The 23,091-nt window shown below is 44.6% G+C and carries 18 protein-coding genes and 2 pseudogenes; 14 read left to right on the top strand and 6 right to left on the bottom strand.

Annotated elements, in window-relative coordinates:
- Positions 1–180 precede the first annotated feature (180 nt).
- The 7 genes from B5F34_RS03600 to B5F34_RS03565 all read left to right on the top strand — a co-directional run bounded on the left by B5F34_RS03600 (position 181) and on the right by B5F34_RS03565 (position 5,839).
- Positions 181–951: a DUF5045 domain-containing protein gene (locus tag B5F34_RS03600; protein ID WP_087335174.1), complete on the top strand. Its 771-nt coding sequence runs from the start codon at positions 181–183 to the stop codon at positions 949–951.
- A gap of 774 nt (positions 952–1,725) precedes the next feature.
- Positions 1,726–2,058 carry a helix-turn-helix domain-containing protein gene (locus tag B5F34_RS03590; protein ID WP_087335172.1) on the top strand — a complete coding sequence of 111 codons (333 nt, stop codon included), beginning with the start codon at positions 1,726–1,728 and terminating at the stop codon, positions 2,056–2,058.
- Positions 2,059–2,091: 33 nt separating this feature from the next.
- Complete coding sequence (locus tag B5F34_RS03585) at positions 2,092–2,583, top strand: hypothetical protein (protein ID WP_087335129.1); 492 nt, start codon at positions 2,092–2,094, stop codon at positions 2,581–2,583.
- Positions 2,584–2,834: 251 nt separating this feature from the next.
- Positions 2,835–3,269 (top strand): hypothetical protein, encoded by a 435-nt coding sequence (locus tag B5F34_RS03580; RefSeq protein WP_087335126.1) that lies wholly within the window; start codon positions 2,835–2,837, stop codon positions 3,267–3,269.
- A 290-nt stretch (positions 3,270–3,559) separates the two neighbouring features.
- On the top strand, positions 3,560–4,009 hold the full coding sequence (locus tag B5F34_RS03575) for a hypothetical protein (RefSeq protein WP_204245576.1): 450 nt from the start codon (positions 3,560–3,562) through the stop codon (positions 4,007–4,009).
- Positions 4,006–5,277 (top strand): relaxase, encoded by a 1,272-nt coding sequence (locus tag B5F34_RS03570; protein WP_087335123.1) that lies wholly within the window; start codon positions 4,006–4,008, stop codon positions 5,275–5,277. The genes B5F34_RS03575 and B5F34_RS03570 overlap by 4 nt, the downstream gene beginning before the upstream one ends.
- Before the next feature lie 25 nt (positions 5,278–5,302).
- On the top strand, positions 5,303–5,839 hold the full coding sequence (locus B5F34_RS03565) for a hypothetical protein (RefSeq protein WP_087335121.1): 537 nt from the start codon (positions 5,303–5,305) through the stop codon (positions 5,837–5,839).
- Positions 5,840–5,939: 100 nt separating this feature from the next.
- Here B5F34_RS03565 and B5F34_RS03560 read toward each other — a convergent pair whose 3' ends face one another.
- From B5F34_RS03560 to B5F34_RS03545, 4 genes are read right to left on the bottom strand one after another with little or no spacing between them, the layout of a single operon-like run.
- Positions 5,940–6,803 (bottom strand): hypothetical protein, encoded by an 864-nt coding sequence (locus tag B5F34_RS03560; protein ID WP_087335118.1) that lies wholly within the window; start codon positions 6,801–6,803, stop codon positions 5,940–5,942.
- A gap of 9 nt (positions 6,804–6,812) precedes the next feature.
- Positions 6,813–11,081 (bottom strand): DEAD/DEAH box helicase, encoded by a 4,269-nt coding sequence (locus tag B5F34_RS03555; RefSeq protein WP_087335116.1) that lies wholly within the window; start codon positions 11,079–11,081, stop codon positions 6,813–6,815.
- Between the two features lies 1 nt (position 11,082).
- Entirely contained in the window at positions 11,083–12,153 is a 1,071-nt protein-coding gene (locus B5F34_RS03550) for a DUF1848 domain-containing protein (protein WP_087335115.1), read from the bottom strand.
- A 2-nt stretch (positions 12,154–12,155) separates the two neighbouring features.
- Positions 12,156–13,328, bottom strand: coding sequence for a hypothetical protein (locus tag B5F34_RS03545; protein ID WP_239448779.1), 1,173 nt, complete (start codon positions 13,326–13,328; stop codon positions 12,156–12,158).
- A gap of 460 nt (positions 13,329–13,788) precedes the next feature.
- On the opposite strand from B5F34_RS03545, the gene B5F34_RS03540 reads away from it, so the two are divergent.
- Positions 13,789–15,027, top strand: a complete 1,239-nt coding sequence (locus B5F34_RS03540; protein ID WP_204245575.1) for a PDDEXK nuclease domain-containing protein — start codon at positions 13,789–13,791, stop codon at positions 15,025–15,027.
- Positions 15,028–15,111: 84 nt separating this feature from the next.
- Here B5F34_RS03540 and B5F34_RS03535 read toward each other — a convergent pair whose 3' ends face one another.
- Both B5F34_RS03535 and B5F34_RS03530 read right to left on the bottom strand, forming a co-directional pair.
- The gene (locus tag B5F34_RS03535; RefSeq protein ID WP_087335113.1) at positions 15,112–16,269 is read right to left on the bottom strand and encodes a site-specific integrase; all 1,158 of its coding nucleotides are present in this window, start codon (positions 16,267–16,269) and stop codon (positions 15,112–15,114) included.
- A 25-nt stretch (positions 16,270–16,294) separates the two neighbouring features.
- Positions 16,295–17,458, bottom strand: a complete 1,164-nt coding sequence (locus B5F34_RS03530; protein WP_087335111.1) for a site-specific integrase — start codon at positions 17,456–17,458, stop codon at positions 16,295–16,297.
- 253 nt (positions 17,459–17,711) lie between these two features.
- Here B5F34_RS03530 and B5F34_RS03525 point away from each other — a divergent pair.
- The 6 genes and pseudogenes from B5F34_RS03525 to B5F34_RS03500 form a co-directional block, all read left to right on the top strand.
- Positions 17,712–18,722: pseudogene (locus tag B5F34_RS03525) on the top strand (hypothetical protein); the annotation flags it as partial.
- Between the two features lie 49 nt (positions 18,723–18,771).
- The gene (locus B5F34_RS03520) at positions 18,772–19,182 is read left to right on the top strand and encodes a hypothetical protein (protein WP_087335108.1); all 411 of its coding nucleotides are present in this window, start codon (positions 18,772–18,774) and stop codon (positions 19,180–19,182) included.
- Positions 19,173–19,412: pseudogene (locus tag B5F34_RS03515) on the top strand (conjugative transposon protein TraK); the annotation flags it as partial. The gene B5F34_RS03520 and the pseudogene B5F34_RS03515, both read left to right, overlap by 10 nt.
- A 219-nt stretch (positions 19,413–19,631) precedes the next feature.
- Positions 19,632–20,744: a site-specific integrase gene (locus tag B5F34_RS03510; RefSeq protein WP_087335103.1), complete on the top strand. Its 1,113-nt coding sequence runs from the start codon at positions 19,632–19,634 to the stop codon at positions 20,742–20,744.
- A gap of 19 nt (positions 20,745–20,763) precedes the next feature.
- Entirely contained in the window at positions 20,764–21,915 is a 1,152-nt protein-coding gene (locus tag B5F34_RS03505; protein ID WP_087335101.1) for a site-specific integrase, read from the top strand.
- 15 nt (positions 21,916–21,930) lie between these two features.
- Positions 21,931–22,863 carry a hypothetical protein gene (locus B5F34_RS03500; RefSeq protein WP_140392945.1) on the top strand — a complete coding sequence of 311 codons (933 nt, stop codon included), beginning with the start codon at positions 21,931–21,933 and terminating at the stop codon, positions 22,861–22,863.
- The last annotated feature ends 228 nt before the right edge of the window (positions 22,864–23,091 follow it).

Below are 23,091 nucleotides of genomic sequence, written 5' to 3'. Positions count from 1 at the left end.
GAGCGGCACCTGAACCGGGCCTACCTGGAGACCTGGCGCTACATACAGGTGCGCATCGGCTACTGGAAAGAGAAGATATACCAGGCACGCAGCCGCCGGGAAATCATCGACGGGGCCTTCGGCCGCTGGCGCAGTGCCGGAAGACTGGATTATTAACGAAAAAAGGGAAAGGACATGAACATGAAACGGACAATTTTACTCATGGCGATAGCGGTCACGGCCGTCCATACGGCACAAGCCCAGTATGCGACCTACAACCACGACTCGCCGAAACAGAACCAGATTACGGTGATGGAGACCGGCACCGGGGCATTCACCCCGGAAATCTACTACACGCTGCTGCACAACAAGTACAAGAAGACGGCGGCGGCGAAGAACAAGCTGTCGTTCCGGACGCTGGCCGGGGTGAACCTCTACAACCAGACCGACGAGGCGGAAGCCATCGACTCGGCACTGGTCAAACGGGCCGCTGTCGAGGCATTGAACGTGGCCGACAGGCAGGTGGATCTGGCCTGGCTCGCCGAGGGCGACAAGGTGGACGGGCAGATGGAACGCTTCCGGCGCAACATCGACCGCATCCTCCAGTGCGGCGGCACGCCGGACGAACGGGAACGCTGGGAGGAATACTACCAGGTGTACCGCTGCGCCGTCAGCGCCACCCGGGACGCCTACATGCCCAACGCCCAGCGGAAAAAGGAATACCTGCGCATCAGCGAGGATGTGGCCCGGCAGAACGAGACGCTTGTCCTCTTTCTCGCCCGGAAGCAGAACGCCGCCCTGACTGCGGCCCTGCTGGACGCGGAGGGGGCACAGCCCGTTGACAAAGGAAGCATCCTGCGCGGCGCTATGGAGCGGTGGAACGAATCCCGGTATGCCGTGCGGGGGTCGCAGACGGACGGCGGCAGCGGCGGAGACGACGGAGACGGAGAAGAAACAGTAGAGAGAAACTAAAAAGGAAACGGCATGGCAGACGGAAACATACTGTCGAATTTCGGCATAGACCTACTGGAAGAGGAAATAGACGACGTCATCTTCCAGACCAACGAGTTCCTGACCGACGCCACCTTCACGGGGGCGCAGGGGCCGTTCTGGTGGTTAGCGCATTTCTGCACTTTTCTTCGTTTACAACTTTCTATAAACCAGCTACTTACAAAATCTTGCTCCGTGAGACAAATCCCAGACGGGACAAAAACGGGACAAAACCACAGGAAAATAAAATCAAGAACGCTTCAAGCCCTACATCCCTTGTCGTGGACTTCTTTTTTCTGTGCAAAGGTACGATTTTGTCCCGTGAAAAACAAACAAAATCCAACAAATATATTATCAATCAACCATTTATACCGTATGGGCATTTTCAGGAAGATACTGCAAGTGCTTCATGCACAGACTTGTGTTGCTTATTCCAAAAGCCTGTTAAAATCCGTTTTATGCCATTTGTACACTACGGTATTGCCGCCGATGCGCATTGTCTTGGAACAGTGTACAACCCATCTGCCATTATCTGCAATGCGGAATGTGTGTTCCATCAGCAAATTGGTAAAAAATTCCACATGGCACAATGACCGGACAAAGCGACATATTCAGCGTTGTACAATGTAGCAAAACTGTTGATTTTCAATATGATAAATGAGTATAAATCAAATGCTTGACTTACACTTTTACAAATCAAACCATATACATTTGCAGCCAAATTCGATTAACAAACCAATAATATACAACATCATTATGACTGAAAACAGAACATCAAAATTGAATCTCGAACAGGAGCGCAAGATTGCGGAGCTTCAGGAACGGGTGAACAGACTGGAAAACCTTTGCTATGCGGCCAAGGAAGTGTTGAACTTGGAGGAAGCGGCGAACTTTCTCGGTGTAGCCAAAAGTACCCTGTACAAGATGACGCACTTGAACCAGTTGCCGTACTTCAAGCCTGCCGGGAAACTCATCTTCTTTGAGAAGCAAAAACTGATTGATTGGGTACGTGGCGCAAAATCGAAGTCCGTTGACGAAATCAAGGAGGAAGCTGCCGCCAAGATTCAGGAAATGAACGAAAGACAATAACCTTTTTTATTCACATCAAAAACAAATTGTATTATGGAACAGATTAAGAACATGGAACAGGCCGGAGCAGCTTCAACTGTTCCAACCGAAAAGAAGAACGAGAGCCGCAAACGCGAGGTAAGCGGCAAGGATGTACAGGCTATCCGCACATTCTTGGAGAGTGTGGGCATCTACGAAGCGGACGCACTGCGTGTGAGCATAGCCATCGCTGACGGCAAGGCTACGGCAGAGGGCATTTCAGCGGATGACCGCCTTGCGCTCAACCGTTATCTCAACAGCGGCACGGACAACGAGCGGCTGACAGCGGACAATGCGCAGGAACATCGGTTGAACCGTGTATTCAAGTTATTGGAGCGTGTAACGGAGTTTTGCGACAAGCGGCAGTTGGTGACGGTCAACAAGGCGTTACTTTCCATTGCGGTGAACGCCACGGACATCAGCCGTGCCGTATTGAGCCTTGACAAGCGTCTTGCACCCGGACAACCGTTTTCGGGCAGCACTAATGGCAACGGTGCAAACAAGTGACCGAATGCAAAAGGTGGAAAGGTGTATGCTTCGTGGTAACACAGCCTGTTTTTCTTCCCTTTTTTCGGGATGATACGTATTGGCTGACTGGAGCAAGTAGTGGCGAGCCTATCACTTTTCATGCGCCGTCCAAAACAGTGAAGCCGTACAGGGTACAACAAAAAAGCAAGTCGGCATTTCCACACCGACAACTGCACGGCTTCATTCCATTCAAACAAAAGTAATATCACATTTATAAAGTCAAAGATTTTATGGACAAGGAAACATACAGTTTCATGTACCCGACAAGGATTGCATCATTCTCTTTCCGGTTTTCCGACCATGCAATGCAATGGCTGTGCGGAACAACGACCGATGACAAAGGCAGGGAAACAGGCAACTTCACATTGTTTGGCGACCTGTTGGCAAGGATGGCATTAACAGACGGCGCAGCAAATGGCTTCCACAGACCGCTCATGCTTTCCGCAGGTCAGGCGCAGTATTCCGAGGAACAGCTTTCTTCGCAATGGAACATGGGCAGGAAGCGCATACGCAACCTGCTTGCCATGCTTACGGAGATGGGGCTTATCGACACTTGCCGTTCAAGAGTTGCATCCGTGATGACCTTTCCGTGCCTAATCGGGTGGAAAACAGCGGACGGAGGTATTACATCAAACCCTTTTACCCACGAACAGAGGGAAGAATAAGAGCCGTCAGAAGCCGAGCCGACAACGGAACAGTGCAAAAATACGCTTTCCGTTGTTCCATTCTCCGGCACTCCACTGGCACCATTCTGTTTTGGCTGTGGCAAACGGACTGGCGTATTGGCATGGAGCGGTAGCGTTCAGTTGCGAGGTATGCCGGGGTATTACATCCTTCGGACAGTAACACCCCGACGCCCTCGCAACAGTCCGGCAGACTGTTGTCCTTGCCGCTCGCAGGCTCGCACCATCCCTCTTTTAGAAACCGTTTCACGACCATTTTATTCTATTGGTATATGACACAAGAAAAAGATACTTCCAATCAGGAACATGGGCAAAAGAAGCCTGTTATAAGGCGTGACAAGGTGGTTGTCACCAAGGTCACGGAACAGGAGCTTTCACAAATCAAAGACACCGCCGACCTGTGCGGCATGACACGCAGCGATTTCATACGTGCAAGAGCACTCGGCTACAAGCCACGGCAAAGGCTTTCCAACAGGGAACTGGACGGTTTGCGGCAGCTTGCTGCTTGCCGCACGGACATGGTGAATTTCGCCAACGCCCTGCACGGATTGAGCGACAACGAAAAGGTAAAGCTATTCCGTCATCAGCCGACCATGCTTGAATGGTACGAGAAAGTGGCTCATGTCACGAACCATGTCGCCGACTTCTTGCAGTCCGCACAGACGGCGAATAGCTATCCGGCAGAAACAACAAACCAAGAAGCTAAGGAGGACGGCGCATGATAGCAAATGCAAAGGCGGTAGCACATGGCATAAGGGCGATGCTCTATGTGTCAGGCGAATCGAGGAACAAGAAACATCCCGAAAAGATAACACGCATCTGCGACAACTTCATGCCGCAAGGCATGGATGCAACAGGCATTTTTACGGAAATGAAGTTTGCCACCATGAACCACCCCAACATTAAGAACAATGTCATCCGCATGGAGATAAGTCCGGCGACGGAACATACCGAAAATTTCACGGTGGACGACTGGCGGCAACTGTGGAATGACTTTGCGGCTGCTTTCGATAGCCAAGAGATACGTGACAAGGACGGCTATGTCGTTTCCGCACGAACAAACATATCGCACAGCAAGTCCTCCGTATGGTTGCACGAGGAATCCAAGAGCGGCATACCGCACCTCCATGCCATCGTCTGCCGTGTGGACGAGGACGGGAACATCAACAACGACCACGCCATCCACCTGCGGGCACAACGGGCGGCTGAAAAGGTCGCACGACAAAGGGGCTGGACTACAGCCATGCGCATACACGAGAGGAACATCCCACAGGTCAGTGCCGACTGCATGGAAGCCCTACGTGAGCTTGATAAATGGTCATGGGTCGGCTACAAGGAACGGCTTGCCGCAAAAGGTTACGAACTGCACCTACGCAAGGACAAGAAAGACGTGATACGCGGCTATGTGCTTATCAGGGGCAACACAAGGTTCAAGGCATCGGAACTCGGAAAGGGGCGCAACTTGACGGCATCACGCATCAGGCAGACATGGGAGAAACTGCATCTTGAACAGGATAAACAAAAGGCCAAACAAGCAGGTGCAACATCCAAACCGACCGCCATACCTACGCCGAAGCCATCTGTTTCCAATGTTGCAATGCAAAAGCAACAGCCCCTTATACGGCAGAGCAACCTTGTTTACGAGGACTACACGGAGTATAAATCAAACCGCTTGCCCACGGAATTTGAGCATGACGGAAAGACCTACAAACGCTATCTGCCCGACAAGGTGATTGACTTCTTCAATGATGAGTTCGACTACCGGGAACTTGCCAACTGGCAGGACTTGCAGAACCTGGCGATGGCCTATTTTACACTGCTCACTTCTCCTTACGGGGAGGTTTCAAGTGGCGGTGGAGGCGGCTCGCAGTCCGACCTCAAATGGGGGCGCGACCCGGAGGAAGACGAGGTTGAATTTGCCCGCCTTTGTGCGCGTGAGGCTTCGCACAGGCTCGGCATACAGAAGAAGTCAGGAATAAAACGTAAATGATAACGAACTAAAAAAATCAACGGATATGAAACAACCCGATACTGCCGCACTGCGTGAGCGGCTTGCCAATTATACGCCCGAAGAAGAATTGAAACAGAATATGCAGGAGCTTGATGGACTGCTTCAGGAAGTCAACTGCCAAATGGTTGAACTTCGCAATCTACTGAAAGAGATCCATGCCCTGAAAGAAGAACTGCACGGCATACACGGCTGTTTGAAGCATACCGTCCAACGGGAACGGATTGCTTTCAAGGCATTGGAAGCAGCCAAGGAGAGCGCAGACAACATAGTGGACGGCATCAGCAATGCCATTGTCAAGGCAGAGCGGAATACCATTATCCATGCTAAGGTTGATGACAGTGAACTGGCAAAGGTAAACCAATGTTCAGCCCAACACATCAAGGCCGAGAAAAAACTTTTGGAAGAACATAGTAAAGAGTTAGCCAAACACCTTCAAAAGAATGAAGGCATTTGGCTGTCGAGCGGATGGCTAAGGTTTACGATAGTAATACTGACGATTTGTTGCATTGCCGTAGTCCTATGGGCGTGCCTTAAGAATTGAAAGAAATATTATTGTTGCGTTATTACCACGTGGCACTATTTGCTTACATCCATTTGTGACATAATATATTCACTGTTCATCAAATACTCAAAGAAATATACTATTTCACAACAAATAGAAGTATTATGCTTATAATAATTCCAATCATAATTGTAATGCAAAAATATCTATTGCTTTTAGCTTCTTTATAAACTGTTTGTTGTAGTCTTTCGGATTCCTTTTTTAGAAAGTCTATAGACGTTTGAATATTATTGTAATATAATTTAACAGAATCTTGAATATTACCACATAAAACATTGAGTTTTGTAATGTCATTTACAATAGTATTGCAGCTTATAGATAAGGATTCCAATATACCCCCTTGCTGTTCCAATATGGTTTCCTGTTTTGAAAAAGAAGCGACTATACCCTTTAATGTTCCATTTGCTGTTTGCAATTGGCCTGACAGTGAACTTTGAATCCGATTGATGTTATCGTTTTGCACGGTTTGTGATGATGAAAAGTCCTTTTGCAGTACCGTTATCAATGAAACCAGTTTTTTAGTTTCTGTTGAAATCAGTTCCACTCGGCTTGTAAGTTGACCTGCATTCTCTATTATATGATTAAACTTCTCTATCTGTTTACCCATGAAGTCAATATTAGCAGTGGTATCTTCTGCAAACTTATGCGAAACCGCTGTAAGTCCATCCTTTGTTTTGCTTAAGATTGTGTCACAGGACTTTTTTAAATTTGAAATGACAGATGAAGATTGTTGTTCTATTGTCACTTCATTATTTTGCAGCAAACTTATAAGTTTAGATAATACATTCTCTATCTCCATAAGATGTTTCGTATAAGAATGTATTTCTGTTTGTGTCTGTGCATAGGCAGAAACCGTATCACTAACCTGTTGGCGAGCTGATGAAATTTCAGCCAAGGTTTCTTTCAGTTGCTCTATTGTTTTAAACAGTTCATTATTTTCCATCGTAAAACATTAATTTGCTATATATTGATTTTTAAAATTGTTCAACCAATCTAATTGATATTCTATCTCACTAATTTGTTGCCACTCTTCCAATTCGGGTATTTTCTCCTCCGTAATGGCATTTTTGTCTTTGAGCGTTTTTATGAATAAAGCCATATTTTTATAGAACTCGTCATAGTTTGTGGCTCTTGACTTGAACTCTTTATATCCATTTACAAAACTATCTCTAAGTTCACGATATAAATTTCTATTATCTTGCATATTAAGATATAACAGACAAAATACATTTAGAAAATCCAATGCAGGGTTGCTATCTGTCAAGGCACGGCGTATAAGGCGGACTGCACCTTGTAAATGTCTAATGTTATCCTTTGGAGAGCCTGACGAACCGACAATTTTATCATCGACTACATTCATATATTTGAATAACAAATCATACGAAGAAAGCTTACCGTATTCCGAATCCTTAGTCAAACTGTATGGTTCACCTAATTCTGTAACATAATCCTCACGGGCAAACTTTGAGTTAAAATAGAAATAGATGAAATCCTTTAAGTCCTCATTAGTTGCTATCCAATCCGTTCCAGAGGATATTGCCTGTTCGCAAAATGTTTCCATGTCACGTATGGCTCTTTCACGTTTTGTAGCAATCTTGTTATAAACGAATTCCGTTATATAGCCAAGACACTTTTGCATCGCATTTTGTCCTTTATATGTAAAAGCCTTTCTCATTTCTATATCAGACCTTTCATCCGTATAATACCGCATCAAAAAGAGTTTTAAATGGCGGAAATATTCTTCATCACTTTTTCGTTGCGTAACTATACGAAATTGTTGATTCTGATAATCGCGGGTATAATCATCTATTATACCAACACAGCACATACGATAAATAGCTTTCTCTATGGTTGCAACAAATTCAACTTCGCCCTGTTTTATGTCCCTTGAATCTTTGAAAACAAGTACAGGGTAGTTCCTTTTTGATAACCATATATTGATTTTTGAAACAGACTCTTGGTTGACTTCAGGTGAATATGAAATGTATGAAACGAGTCTGTCCCCAATCTTCGTGGACAATAATTCTTCCATAAACCCTGACACTTGCTTGTGTCGTATATCAGAGGTTTCTGAACATTCTTCGTCTGTTACATCCATTACCGTTTGAGTCAAAAGATAGTACATTATCATTTTCTCAAAATCTTCACCGATAAAGTTATTGTCGAAAAAGAACTTATGTACGCCGTAATCCACTGGGATATTTTCCATAAGACGAGTGCGTGGATTCTGCTCCATAAATTGTTTTGGGCAATATAATATAGTTGCAAGAGCCATCTTTCTGTCTCGACCAGCACGACCAGCTTCTTGTACAAATGCCTCTAATGAACCTGAAAAACTAACATTATATGTAAAACGGACATTCGGCTTATCTATTCCCATACCAAATGCTTTGGTTGCAACCATAATTGAAGTTTCACCGGAAAGGAATCTTTCTTGTTCTGTAAGGACATCACCTCCAATGTATCTACTTACATACTTATTACCAAAACTTGAACTAAGTGAAGAAGCTATACCTACATTACTTAGCGTGTCATTTACGCCAATACTTCCACGGCGATGTGGACAAAATACAATAGCTGCCGCCGTATTCGGCTTTTCTTCATACCAGTTTTCATTTACCGTTACGTGCAAATCGGCTTGTTCAATTTCGCGTAACATTTTTTCGTCTGTAATAGCTTCTCTTGCAATAAATCGTTCCTTTATTCGTAAGATATTGTCGGGTTCATACAATTCATTTAAGTATTCAACACCTTTTGCCATTATGTCTGAGAGCTTATCGTTTTTGGTTCTGTAAACATCCCATTTACTATAGCAAGATGCACCGTCAATATTTATTACGTGATATTGTAATTCTAGACGGTTTGTATTTTCATATCGTACAATAGCATCGCTATCTATTGGGAACGCCCCATTCCCTGAAAGTTCCCGTTCAACATCGGCTAAAACATCAAACGAAGCTGTTGCAGTAAGACCGAACAAGGACAAATTTTGTAATCCTTCCTTTCTCTGTTTTGGCAAAACATAGTTATATAAATTCCTTCCTAAATGTAGATACGTGAATCTAAAATCATGTCCCCATTCTGATACACAATGCACTTCATCTATCACTCCATATGCGAAATAGACGTGAAGGTCTTGCATATTACGCAAACGATTCCTAAATCCTCTAATACATAATCGTTCAGGAGATAAAAAAAGGAATTGCACCATTGACCGCTCCATCATTTCTTCACGCTTTCCCTTATTTGCCACAGTTGAGTTTATGAAAGTGCAACTATCTATGCCATTATGGATTAAACCATCATATTGGTCTTTCATCAAAGAAATAAGTGGGTCAATAACAATGGTTATACCTGGTTGCAACATTGCAGCAAGCTGATAGGTAAGAGACTTACCACTACCTGTTGGAAGAAGCCCTATAACGGGTAAATTGCTCAAAGCTCTTGTCAATATGGGCAACTGTCCATTGCGGAATTTTTCTTTACGAAAGAGAAGATTCAGAAAGAAGGTCAGCTTCTCTACTTGGCTTGAATTTTCCTCGTAAATTCCCTGCGCATTTTTAACGGTAAACGGTTTGTAGCTTATTCTATCTGTAGTGTAAACATATCTTTCAGCTTTCAGATTATCCTCTGCAGACGAGGATACAGCGAAATAACAATCATTCTTAACTTTATATGAACAGAAGTCATATTCACCTTTCAAAGGAACAGATGAATAATGTATAACCAAGTCATATTCTACATTCTTTATCTCATCTGTTGCATATTCAACATGGTTCTCTGCCAAGTGCAATGGAGAATTATTATATTCCTTATTTGATATAATCGTTAAATTGATTTTGGGTAATCTCATTGCTTCATATTCAACACTCATACTGGTTAGAGTATTAAACATTTGTCTAAAATCCTCAAAAGCCAAAGCGCCACAAGGAACATCCATTTCCTCAACAAGTACATTCCATTCCGGCAAATCCAGACTAAGTTTTCCTGATATAAGTACTTCAACAAGGAGCTTCTGAATACGCGCTATGGCCAAAGGAGAGTAAGCCATCTCGTTTTGTGGTATAAACTCTTCAAATTTAAGCTCCTCCCTTTTTTCTAAGGCATAAATAAGATTGTCTATTGCGCACTGGCATTTGTGATAGCAACTACCATATTCTACATTAAAGTCGATGACTCCGTTATCTGACGTTTCCACCATTAAGTCATTGGCAGCACAAAATTGTCGTTCCACAAAAGGTGACGGATGTGTTGGTAAACCTCTTGTAATCATATTGTTCAAAACAGCAAGTATCGGATGTGGGTCATCACTGATGCTTGCCCCTAAGTCAAATGGAGCATATACTTCAAAATATGTGAGTTTCTGTGGAAATTTAACTAAATCACGTACAGCTGAGAGTTCATATGCAACCCTGAATTGGACGGCTGGATAGAATTTGTACTTTATAATCTGTTGGACTGTGTTAGGCTTTAATTTGATGACTCCTATATTGTAAGTATAGCCAACTTGCAACTTATCAGATTGTAGCTCATGCTTTTCAAATGCAAGCGGACGTTGAAAATAACTAAAAAAAGAGTTTATACGAACATTGCCACTGTAATAAAATGGACTGACGCAAACCAATGTGTTAAAGCATGAACTATTTGCATATAGAATATTGGTTAGATGCTTCAAGTTAATTCCGCTTATGTCAAGTATATTGGAGAATATCTGAAAAACGGATAGACTACTTGTAAAATTCAATTCATCTGCAGTTACTTCATCGATTTTCTTATTAAGAGTCCTAATCTTAATGTGGCTGTCGGTTAGCCTAATCAAAAATTCTGCACGTTGCAGGGCTATTTTAGATGGCTCTATCAGGATGACTTCTTTTATTGTGCAATGTAAATTCTTCTGTCTTATATAGTTAAGCATAAACAATGTACCAATGCCTTGTCCGCAGGCCCAATCTATAACATTGATTAAGCGAGGCATAGGTTCTTGCAATAGTGCAAAAGCTTTTAACAGCTTGCCCTTGTGCCAATCGATATAAGAAGCAAGGTAAGCATCCAACTGCAGTTCTTGGGAATATATCGTATTATCCGCATCAGAACCACCTTTTGACGTTAACAGCCAAGGTTTATTCCGATATTGAAATGGCAATGCTTGCCGTGCTGCGTCCCTAATGGCTTCCAATGACAAATCATTACAGCGTTTGACTATTTCCCTAAAATCAGACATCTTATTTTCCAGTTATAGTTTCAGCAAACGGGTGCTCTTTATGAGCTTGTAAATTCTTAAAAGCCAGTTCTTTGCTTGCATTGGCATAACAATATTCACAGCCATGAACGCAAGTGTTATATTCGCCAATGTCTTTACTTTTTATACAACCACAGAACATTCGTTGCCCCTTGTCTCGGTTATCACCGTGAACTGCATACTTCCCATTCGGTAGCATTATAGCACCTTCAGGTAAAGGTTCTAATTCTCCAAAAAGATTATTTTGTGGCAACGGATGTTGTGTCACGTTGAGATAATCCATCAGGATTTTGTCATCGTATGCCAAACGGATTATAAGTTCATCATCAACACAGCGGTTCTTTTTTACTCCAAAATCGGATAAGTTAATTTTTTCTCCGCAAGTTGCCAATTCATAATTCCACTTTTTATTAAGCTCTGATAATCTTTCTGCAAACTCAAACATTTGTTGTTCATTCCAATCAATGTAATGGATATCCGCTTTTTGTAAGTTTGACTGAACCTTTCGATAAGAAAGGATGTCGGCAAAGCTAAATACTAATTTTTCCGTGTAACCTAAAAGTTGGTTTCCAATATTTTCTATTTTTGACAGCAAAACATCGATACTTATCTTATCTGTAAGAACAAGTGGGTCGAAACGCCATATTACATGTCCATATCCCAGCTTTTCTACAAGCAATTTAAACGTATTTATGCGTTCAGAAACGGACGGAACATTTTTTTCAAATTTCTCTTTCTCATAATCGTTTAGAGAATACTGAATATAGCAACCTATCTTATGTTTTTCAAGAATCGGAAGGTATTCAAGTAATGGCTTTGGATTTTTTGACCAAAACACAATGAACCGGGTATTCTTGTATGATACATAACTCTTCACTCCGTTAAAAGGATTTGTCCATGCCGAATACCCGGCTTTATCAAGACGGTAGAAAAACCAATCTGCATAGAACGCAGGAATATCTGTACTGCGACTTGCAGATACAAGAATGGGAACTTGCATATCTACGAGTTCCCCATTCTCACGTGGAAATTTCTGTTTATTCCAAGTAGCCATATTTAGAAGTCAAAATCCAGTGCTTTAATTTTCTTATCTAGATATTCAAATATTTGAGCATGGTATTCTTTGCCCAATTTTATAATTTGTTCTGATGGAGTAGAACTGTAACGTGTGTATATTTCATTAAAGATATTACCTAATGCTGGGTCTAAATTGGCAATACGAGGTTCAACTAGCATGTCAGCCATTTGCATACCTTGTAAATGATGGTCATACGCCATTAGCATTGACTGCTCGATTGGATTATACAGACTATTAATAAGTTGTTTGTTCTCTGAATGGGCAAATAAATGGTAAAAAACTTTATTATATTCCCATGTCACAGAAAATCGATATGCATATAGATATGGATTGTCATTTCCACCAGCAATGGCCTTACTCAAAAAATAGTAACTTAAACCAACTGCTTTTTTGATTGAATCATTATCAGAAAAGTAGTCTCCTTCCATCAGCTTGCCTAATGCCAAAGCTACGGATTGAATATCTGACACCTTTCTAAGTTGTATAGGCTCTCTTATTATAGAATCGTAAACTTTCATTCCATACTGATGAGCTCTAGAAGTATTACCTATATTGGCAGCATTTTGTGCCTGTTGAGCGAACTGCTCACATTCACTTATACTGCTATTTATGTTCGCCGTCATCAGAGGGGTTTTATCTACATATCTGTATTCAATAAAAGTATTTCTATCATACATGTGTAAGACACACTTTGACACTTTGCCGTGCTCATAATAAACGATAAAGCCATACACACTATAATCCACTTCTTGCCAACCAAAAGGAGAAACCGCTTCAATAGGAAACCCACGTAGCTCAACTGAGTTTTCCGTTTTACGAACGACCTTCATGGGTTTGTCAGACATATTTGGTTTGCCCAAATCATCGTTGAAAACTTTAACGATGTAACCAATTCCAGGTTCTAGTTTGTAACCCTTACAGCCATCAATATTCTTCTCAACGCATACAGTTCTAAAACACTCTTGTAATCCCATTTTAGGCAATCCATTCTCATACCGTTGATGGCAATTTGATTTGAAGACAAAAGGCTCAATCGTATTATCAGACTTTTGCGCATTCTGTTCTTTAACTCTGTCATCATCAGATTTCGTATTTGTTTTTAAATCCGATTGCTGAGTATTCCTGCCAAATAGAAAATCAAGTAATCCCATATTGCAAAAATTTACACCGTAAGCTCCTTTATGACATATTGTATTTTTAATTGACTACCATACAAAAAGCACGTGGAGCTGTATCTTGTCGCTCGCTTCACTGTGTAAAGGCTCTCGCATTGCCCGATTAGTCGAAACGAGCAACGCGAAAACCCCACGTGGATGCATTTATATAATATCCTTTTGAAAGGACAAAATATAACACACCTAAGGGGCATTCATCGTTGCTTTGTTTTTGACTAATCGTTTGAACGTGCGAGATTCTTACACAGTCAAAGCCAAAGCGTTAGATAAACGCCTTTTATGTATGTAGATTCCTAATACGTGAACTGATTGACAATCACATAAAGGAACAATGCAAAGTTAATGTTTTTTATGTGAATCTGCTAATGAAAGCCATAAAAAGCAGTTTGTTCCTCAGATTTTTAACATAATGATATTAAGTTGCAAAGCGAATAAGATGATTATTCAAGAATTTGAATTACTTTTGTACACTAAAACGGCAGTGCCATGTGATTTTATAAAAATAGCGCAAATGGGAAAGAAATCTATGATAGTGAACAGCCATGACATGACTTGGGATACAGAATATACCTTGTGGGTTGAAGATTTGAAGCAATCTTACCGTACCGCACAAGCTAATGCCATATTGAAGACCAACTTTGAGAAATTGAAATGGTATTGGAATACAGGCGGAGAACTTGTAACGCGCAAGGCTGAAGAACGCTGGGGAGCTGGTGTTGTGGAACAGGTCAGTCTTGATTTGCAGGCAGAATTTCCAAACAGCAAAGGGCTTAGTGCTGATAACTTATGGGCAATGAAACGATGGTATTCTTTCTATGCAAACAAAATCCGCGATGAAAAACTTGTACGCAGCGTACAAGAATTGTATAATGCTGGAATACAAACGGAAAAAGTCGATATTGCACCTTTCCCTGATATATTTGGACTCGTTCCGTGGGGACACCATTTAGACATTATCAGACTGACAGACACACTGCCTGAAGCAATCTTCTATATCAAGCAAACTATTCAGGAAGGATGGAAACGCCCAGTGCTGCAACGTTACTTGAAAGCACGACTATATGACAAACAAGGCGGTGCGATAAGCAACTTCAAAGAGCAATTACCTGCAAAACAGGCAGAACTTGTACAGGAAATAACGAAGGAAAATTATGACTTTGGCTTCGTGGAACTTCCGGTAGATTATACCGAACTGAATCTTGAGTTGGCTTTGGAAAAGCACATATCTCGTTTTTTAATGGAACTTGGCAACGGGTTTGCTTTTATTGGCAGACAAAAGGAAATTATAGTGGACGGAGTAAGCAGAAGAATAGATATGCTGTTCTATCATGTACGTTTGCATTGTTATATTGTCGTTGAACTGAAAGCTGTCCGATTTGAACCTGAATTTGCAGGGAAGCTAAATTTCTATGTTAATGCGGTAAACGATATTTTGCGTGGCGAGGGTGACAATCCAACGATTGGGCTTTTAATATGTAGTGACATGAAACAGACGGAAGTGCGTTACAGTTTCAAAGGGCTGTCAACGCCCATAGGTGTTGCAACTTATGACAATGTACAGATAGCGAACATTGAGCGTGAACTGCCAAGTGTTGAACAGCTACAACAGAAAATAAAACAGTTGGAAATGCAGTTGAATGAACGAAAAACGAATGATTGGCAAAAACAAGAATAATAAGGGAAAGATATAACCTTAATATCACAAGAGGGGGTCGATGATTTGGCGACCCCCTTGTTATTTGTAAATTCATTCATTAAATTAAAACACCCCATCCGTCAGGCTCATTGCCTCCATTTTCTTCTCCATGTTCACCTTTGCGTAAACCTGTGTGGACGCAATGCTGCCATGCCCCAAAATCTTGCAGACCGAATAGAGTTCCGCACCTGCCGTTATCGCCAATGTTGCCGCCGAATGTCGGCTGCTATGATAGGTGAAGTCCTTTTCTATCCCTGCCTTGTTTTTTATGCGGCACACGTACTTTGCCACATTGTCGGGCTTCTTCACTAACGGGAAAATAATGCCATCCTTACCGTTCTCAGGTCTTGGTGGAAGCAGCGAGATGGCTAAAGCGTTAAGCGGCACGGCGACAGGCCGCTTGGTCTTGTGTTGGATAAGGGAAACCGTCAGCACGCCGTTCACGTCCTTTATGTTGCTCCACCGTAAACGTTGCATATCACCGAGCCGAAGCCCCGTCATGCAGGAAAAGCCGAAAGCCCTCTGCACGACTTCTTCCATAAAGGTTTGCGGTTCTACCGAGAGAAAACGTTTCAGTTCGTCAGCCGTCAGGTATTCACGGTGCTTGTCCGGCGCATGGAAGCGTTCTTCTTTGGATAGGTCTTGAATAGGATTATACGCAATTAGACCGTCACGCACCGCCTTGTTGAAAATGGCCTTTATTGTTTCCTCGAACAGCACGAGGGTATAAGCGGCCAGCCTGCCGCCATTCGTCTTTATCTGTTTTCGGTTGCGGTAATTGCGCATATACCCGAACAAGCCGCTTACCAAATCCCTATCCACGTCTTTTAGCAAGACATCCGTTTTCTTTGCACGTTTCAAATAGGCTTCAATCCGTCTGCGCACGACATCCTTGTGTTGTATCATCTTTTTGCAGTTTCCATCTGTCATGGCACAACGCACATAGTCATCGCACCACCCAAGCCAAGTCATAGTCTTGGTCTGTTCGTTTTCTCCCCTCTTCTCCTTCTTCTCGAAAGACGGAGGTGTAAGGATGCGCTGTGCCTGTATCTCCTGTGCCTTTCGTAAGGTCTGTTCGTTGAGTTTTCTCGCATTGGGAGCGTCATCGGGGATAAGATACAGGTGCAGGTTCTCCCTCTTGCGAAAGCCGGTTTCGTAATACTCCAAGTAAAGGCTACGGTTTCCGGCTGTCAACATTCTTGCTTTGATTTCTACTTTCATAAAATTCTTCCTTTCTATTTTTAAGTTATACAAACATATTGTTCACGAGGTTCATCGTCTCGATTTTCTTCTTATCCACTATCTTGGCATAGACTTCCGTCATCCTTATGCTCCGGTGTCCGAGAATCTTGCTCACCGTATAGAGGTCTGCGCCGAGGGTCAGCAACAGGGTTGCCGCCGTATGCCGTGAGCAATGGTAGGTGATGTGCTTCCGTATTCCGGCCTCCTGCATCCATTCGCCCAACACCACTTCAACCGTGGTAGAGGTGATACGGAGTTGGTGGAACACTCTTTCGTCCCCTTTCGACTTTCTTGGCATCCATTTCAAGGCCTCGTTGGAAAGCGGTATCGTCACCATGTTCTTGGTCTTTACCTGCTCATGCTCGATGTAGAGCGTCTTACCGTCAGCCGCCTTGTGTATCTCGTTCCACTTCAATGCCATCATGTCGCTGTACCGCAAGCCTGTAAAACAAGAAAATAGGAAAGCCTTTTTTACAATCTCATAACGGCACGGCGTGGCAATCAGCGTCCGCAATTCCTCAATGGTCAGAAACTCGCGCATGGCGCTTTTCTTTTGCGGCTTCTCTTTCGCGTCCAACAACTTGAACGGGTTGTTGTCAATCAGCCCCTCACGGACAGCCATGTTCAAGGCGGCAGCTAAACGGTTCATGAAGATTCGGCAGGTGGTGCTGCCCAATGTCTTTTTTCCGTTATTGAACGTACAGGTTTTCAGAAAGGCAATGAAGCCCTTACAGAAATCCTTGTCCACCTCTTTCAGGGCAAGGTTGGGCTTCCCTATATATAATAGGTATTGTTCCACCCTTGCCTGTGCGTTCCGCTTCGACCTCATGCTCGCCGGAGTAAGTCCGTTTTCCTCCGCCGCGTACTTCTCTACCCATGCGGAAAGCGTCATCCGCCCCTTTTTCACGTTCTCCCAGTTTACAAGTCCGTGCTGCTGGATGTCGAGAATGCGCTCAGCCTTGATTTGCTCGGCAAGCTTGAGCGTATTCCGGTTCTGTAACTTGGCGGCAGCGTTCACTTCCGGCACGAGATAGAGCTTCAGCCCCTCCTTTTTCCTTGCGCCCATGTAATACATGTCGAGATACAGACTTACATTGCCGTCGTTGAGCCTCTTCTCGCGTATGCGGACAGGCTCCTTCATTTTGATTTCTTTCTTCTTTCGTCCCATTTTCTTTTCTGTGTTATCCGATTCTTGGATTTGTTACTATATTGTTTATCAGTCACTTACACACTTCGCAAAGATAAATCCAAAAGGGACAAAAACGAGACAAAAAGCGCACGAAAATATCTCAATTTAGGCAAATATAACGGTCTAATCAAAAATCGGACTTTATTCATAACTAACTATAAATCAGTGGCATTTGACTGTTTTCGTTATATTTGGTTTCCTATGTTTTTACCCATTTGCAATAATTGGTGGTTACTGGTGGATACTGCAGATGTGCATGGCGCTCGCCGCCCTGTTCGCCATCATCATGACGGCGGGCATGACCTACAAGATGATGGTCAAGCACGAGCCGCTGGACGTGATGAAGCTGTTCAGGCCGCTGGCCGTGTCGCTTGTGCTGTGCTGGTGGTACCCTCCGGCAGACACGGGCATGGCAGGCAGCGGCAGCAACTGGTGCTTCCTGGACTTCCTGTCCTACATCCCCAACTGCATCGGCTCGTACACCCACGACCTCTACCAAGCGGAAGCCGCGCAGATCAGCGACAAGTTCGAGGAAGCGCAGGAACTCATCTTCGTGCGCGACACGATGTACACCAGCCTGCAGGCGCAGGCTGACGTGGCCCATACCGGCACGTCCGACCCGAACCTGATAGAAGCCACGATGGAACAGACCGGCGTGGACGAAGTGACCGGCATGGAGAAGGACGCGGCCAAGCTGTGGTTCACCTCGCTGACCTCCGGCATCGTCGTGGGCATCGACAAAATCATCATGCTCATCGCCCTCGTGGTATTCCGTATCGGGTGGTGGGCTACGATATACTGCCAGCAGATCCTGCTGGGGATGCTGACGATATTCGGGCCGATACAGTGGGCCTTCTCGCTGCTTCCCAAATGGGAAGGCGCGTGGGCGAAGTGGCTCACGAGGTATCTGACGGTACATTTCTACGGGGCGATGCTCTACTTCGTGGGCTTCTATGTGCTGCTCCTGTTCGACATCGTGCTGTGCATCCAGGTGGAGAACCTGACGGCGATAACCGCCAGCGAGCAGACGATGGCCGCCTATCTGCAGAACTCGTTCTTCTCCGCCGGCTACCTGATGGCGGCGAGCATCGTGGCGTTAAAGTGCCTGAACCTCGTTCCCGACCTTGCGGCATGGATGATACCGGAAGGCGACACCGCCTTCTCGACCCGAAACTTCGGCGAGGGCGTGGCACAACAGGCGAAGATGACGGCCACGGGCGCCATCGGAACCATGACACGATAAGGAAAGACTGACACATAAAAAACAATCATCAATCATAAAACAAAAGGATATGAAAACCAAGAAAAGAATCGAGAAATGGCTGGCGGACGAGCGTTTCCGCCGGTATGCCGAGAGACGGATGCAGGAAGAGATTACGGAAGTGCCGGAGAACCACACGCTTGACCGGAGGTATGAGGAGCTCGACGAGGGATTTGAATGGGACGACCGTTACATCTCGCCCCTTGTGGAATACCTCGCCTACCGCCTGCATCTGGCAAGGCTATGCAGGAACCCTCACAAGCGCAGACGCGGCATCTGGTGGGTGTTCGTGCAGGTGTTCATGCAGGGGCATTACACCCATGTCTTCTCCGAGCACTTCGACCCGCTGCTGGACGAACTGCAGGACTGCATCATCCCCATGCTGCATGAGGAATATGTACGCAAGTCGGACACGGAAAAAGGGGACGGGCAATGGTCATAAAGAATCTGGAGAACAAGATCAGGCTGACGGGCATCGTGTGCACCGCCTTCCTCGCGGGGTGCATCATCATCAGCGTGTCGAGCATCTGGACGGCCCGGACGATGGTCGCGGACGCGCACAGGAAGGTCTATGTGCTGGACGGCAACGTGCCGATACTGGTCCGCCAGACCACGATGGAGGAAACGCTCGACGTGGAGGCCAAATCCCATGTCGAAATGTTCCACCATTATCTTTATATTAGTTTTCCATCAGAATGGATAAGAATTGAAAAGAACTTATTATAGCTATATATCAATACTTTATGTGATTTATCCAAAAAGACAATGAGTTCTTATTTACACTAAATCAGGTTAATTTTGTTACTTTGTTTGCGACTATTTTGTTACTTTGAAAAATAGTTTGTAGTTTTGTATCTGTAAAATGACCGTATAGTAACAAAATAGAGTTTTATGACTACGCAGAAATCACATATCACGCTTAAATACAAGGATATAGATAACGGAAAGAAGTCTGCCTACCTTGACTATTACAAGGACGGCAAGCGCATCCGCGAAGCCCTCCATCTCTATTTGTTACCCGAAACTTCCAAGAGGAATATCGCTACGAACAAGCGGACGATGAAAGAAGCCGAAGCTGCCCGTGCCGAAAAAGAAAACGAATTGCTTGCCGTGCGTTTCGGTATAGAAACCAAAGAGCCGTCAGCCATGCGCATAGGCGAGGCCATTGACGAATATGAGAAAATCACCCTTGATAAAGGTGACACTTCTTCAGCCTGTAATATAAGAAGTATGAAAAAGGCTGTAGATGCTTACCGGGGATTGGAAACGAAAGTAGTTGATGTTGACGAAAGCTATTGTGACGGCTTTGTTGATTTCCTGCATAAGTCCTATGCTGCACAATTCGGAAAAATCAGCATGACATCAGCAAGGACATACATCTATCTTTTCAGCAGCACTCTCAATAAGGCTGTAGCCGATGGCGTGATAGGCGTAAACCCTCTCCGTTTCGTAAACATCCACGGTCGTATAACCAGGGAACGCCCATTGAAAAAGTTTCTGACCGTTGATGAAATACGCTCTTTGATGAATACCCCATGCCCTGTAATGGCAAGACCGCAAGTCAAACAGGCGTTTATGTTGAGCATCTTCACATACTTGTCTTTTGCCGATGTCCTCGCCCTCAAATGGAAAGATATAAAAACGGATAATGGAAGAACTACCATCGAAGTACATTCAAGAAAGTCTTCCATACCGCTTACTTCCGTATCAATGCGCTGGCTACCCGAAACTACGAACCATCGCGGACTTGTATTCAAAGGCCTGCCGAAAGATACTGAAATCAGAAACATACTGTTGCAATGGGGAAAGAACGCCGGAATAGTACAGCCGTTGAATTTCAGGCTTGCGCAAAACACCTTTATATATCTGTTGCTCATCACTGGCACCGACATCGGAACTGTCAGTTGTATGCTCGGCCTTACGCCCAAGACGATGAAAGGATATATGAAAATGGTTGCCGCGAGTCATATTGAGGATAAGAAAGAAACAGTGGAAATCGAATAATCAACAAAAATATAACACCATGCCCAGACCGAAGAAAGTTATCAAGGCGAAAGAGCCTGTCCGCATCCGCTTCAAGGAATTGCAGAACGGAAACAAGTCCATCTATCTGGATATTTACCGCAACGGGAAACGGACGTATGAGTTCCTTAAACTTTATATCGTGCCGGAGATTGACCCGGCAAGCCGCGCCATGAACCAACACAACATGGCTTTGGCGAACAAGATTAAGGCAGACCGTATCATAGAACTAACCAACAACGAAAAGGGAGTTTCAAACGCCACATTGCGTGGCCGTATCAAGTTGTCGGAATTGCTCGACCTCTATACAAGATGGCTGGAGGACAACGGCAAAAAATCTTCCATCCGTGGTGTCAATTCCATTCGGAAAGCGACATTCCAGTTCCGTGGCGATATTCCCATCAGGATGCTTGACAAGAATTATTGCATGGCTTTTATGAATTTCCTGCGGAACGATTACAAGGCACGGACGAACCGTCCGATTTCCATGACCACAGCCACCGGGTATGTCACTGTGCTTAGTGCCATGCTGAATTGGGCAGTGCGGAATGATTATCTTTCCGAAAATCCGTTCACGCATATTGCAGCCGCAGACCGCATCCACCGTCCCGAAAGCAAACGCGAGTTCCTGCAAATTGACGAGCTGAAAAAGCTGATTGCAACGGAATGTCCTACCCGTCCTGCCGTGAAGCAGGCTTTTCTATTCTCCTGTTATTGCGCCTTGCGCATCAGCGATGTTGTCAGTCTGACCTGGGGCGACATCCACAAGGACGGCGACCAGTGGAGGGTGTTCACCGTAATGGAAAAGACCAACGACCCTATATATCTTCCATTATCCAAGCAAGCAATGAAGTGGTTGCCGGAACGAGGCGATGCAAAGGACGAGGACAAGGTTTTCGACCTACCGTCCGAAAGCCGCATCTGTATCATCCTCGACAAATGGGCGAAGGCGGCCGGCATAAACAAGCACGTGACCTACCATGTCAGCAGACACACTTTCGCGACCATGATGCTGACTTTGGATGTTGATATTTATACCACGAGCAAGCTGCTCGGACATAAGAACATTTCCACCACGCAGATTTACGCGAAGATTATAGACCAGAAGAAAGACGAGGCAGTCAACCGCGTCAATGACATTTTCAAAGACTAAACCCTGTTGTATGCGATGAAACGATTGTCCGATAACTTTCTTACGATGCTATTGCCGCTTACGGTGGTAGCCGCAACCGCATTCGGGTTGGTAGCCGCCGTTGCTTTCCGTATGGAAGCAACCACGGCTGCATTTGTATTTACCGCCTTGTCAATAGTCGGCTGGATTGGGCTGGTTGTGGAATTTTTCCTTTTGTACGACATCATCATAGACAAGTGGCTTTCAAAAGACCGCTCTGTTTTAACGGCCTCTTGGTTTGTAGTTTCGTTGTTGCTCGCCTTTATCCTCACGTCTGACAAGCATTTGGACTGGAGTACGTTCATTGTCATGGCATCACTCTTTGCCGTGCTTTTCCTGTTGCCTTGCATCATCGGTATGGCTTATGGGGAACGGATAAAGTCGTGGTTTTGCCAACGGTGGAACAGGCTTGTTCCCGGCAAGCGACAGGCTGTTGACAAGCAAGTTGAGAAGCAAATCGAGGCTATGCTTTCAACACCTACGCCGCCAGTTGCGATGAAGCAGGAGGATGAAATCCGGCACTACGACAATCTTATTTCACAGGTTCAGCCGGAACAGATAAAGAAGCTGCCCGAAGCGTTGCAGACCAACGATGCGCTGTTCTTGCTCGTGCTGTTCCGGGAGGACGGTTATTTGGATGCGGACTTCCAGCCGCTGATGAAAAAGGAAGATGACGAAATCAACCGGACGCTCTATGCCTATATCGCCAATGCCCTATGCGCTGCCCTCAAAATCAGGAAAGGCAAATGGGTAATCTTTGAAAAGTTCTGGCCGCTCAACAATGGCGCACAGTTGGTGAGCAACCTCAAAGCCGCATCCAAAGACAACCCGTCCGAACACCAGAGACATATTGCCAAGCTGTTGCGCAAGGCCACGCGACTGCGTCCGAGACTTGACACATACGACCTTGAAGAGTTCAAGAAACTCTGACCAAACACTTTTATAAGCCACTTTTCTTGTTCCCGTCATTGCAAACCGATGGCGGGATTTTTATGTCCGTCCGTGAACGTCCGTATTTCTTTCCGCACTGATAGATTGCCATGTATGGATGATATGGGATTATGGAGTGTTTAGAGTTCCTTTATACATCGTTTTAGCCTTATTTATACTCGCATTTATAATCCGCAAAATGCCATTATAGTGTCATTTACATTGATT

The organism is Mediterranea sp. An20, assembly GCF_002160055.1.
Lineage (GTDB): Bacteria > Bacteroidota > Bacteroidia > Bacteroidales > Bacteroidaceae > Bacteroides > Bacteroides avicola.
This window is presented reverse-complemented; position numbering and strand designations above follow the sequence as displayed.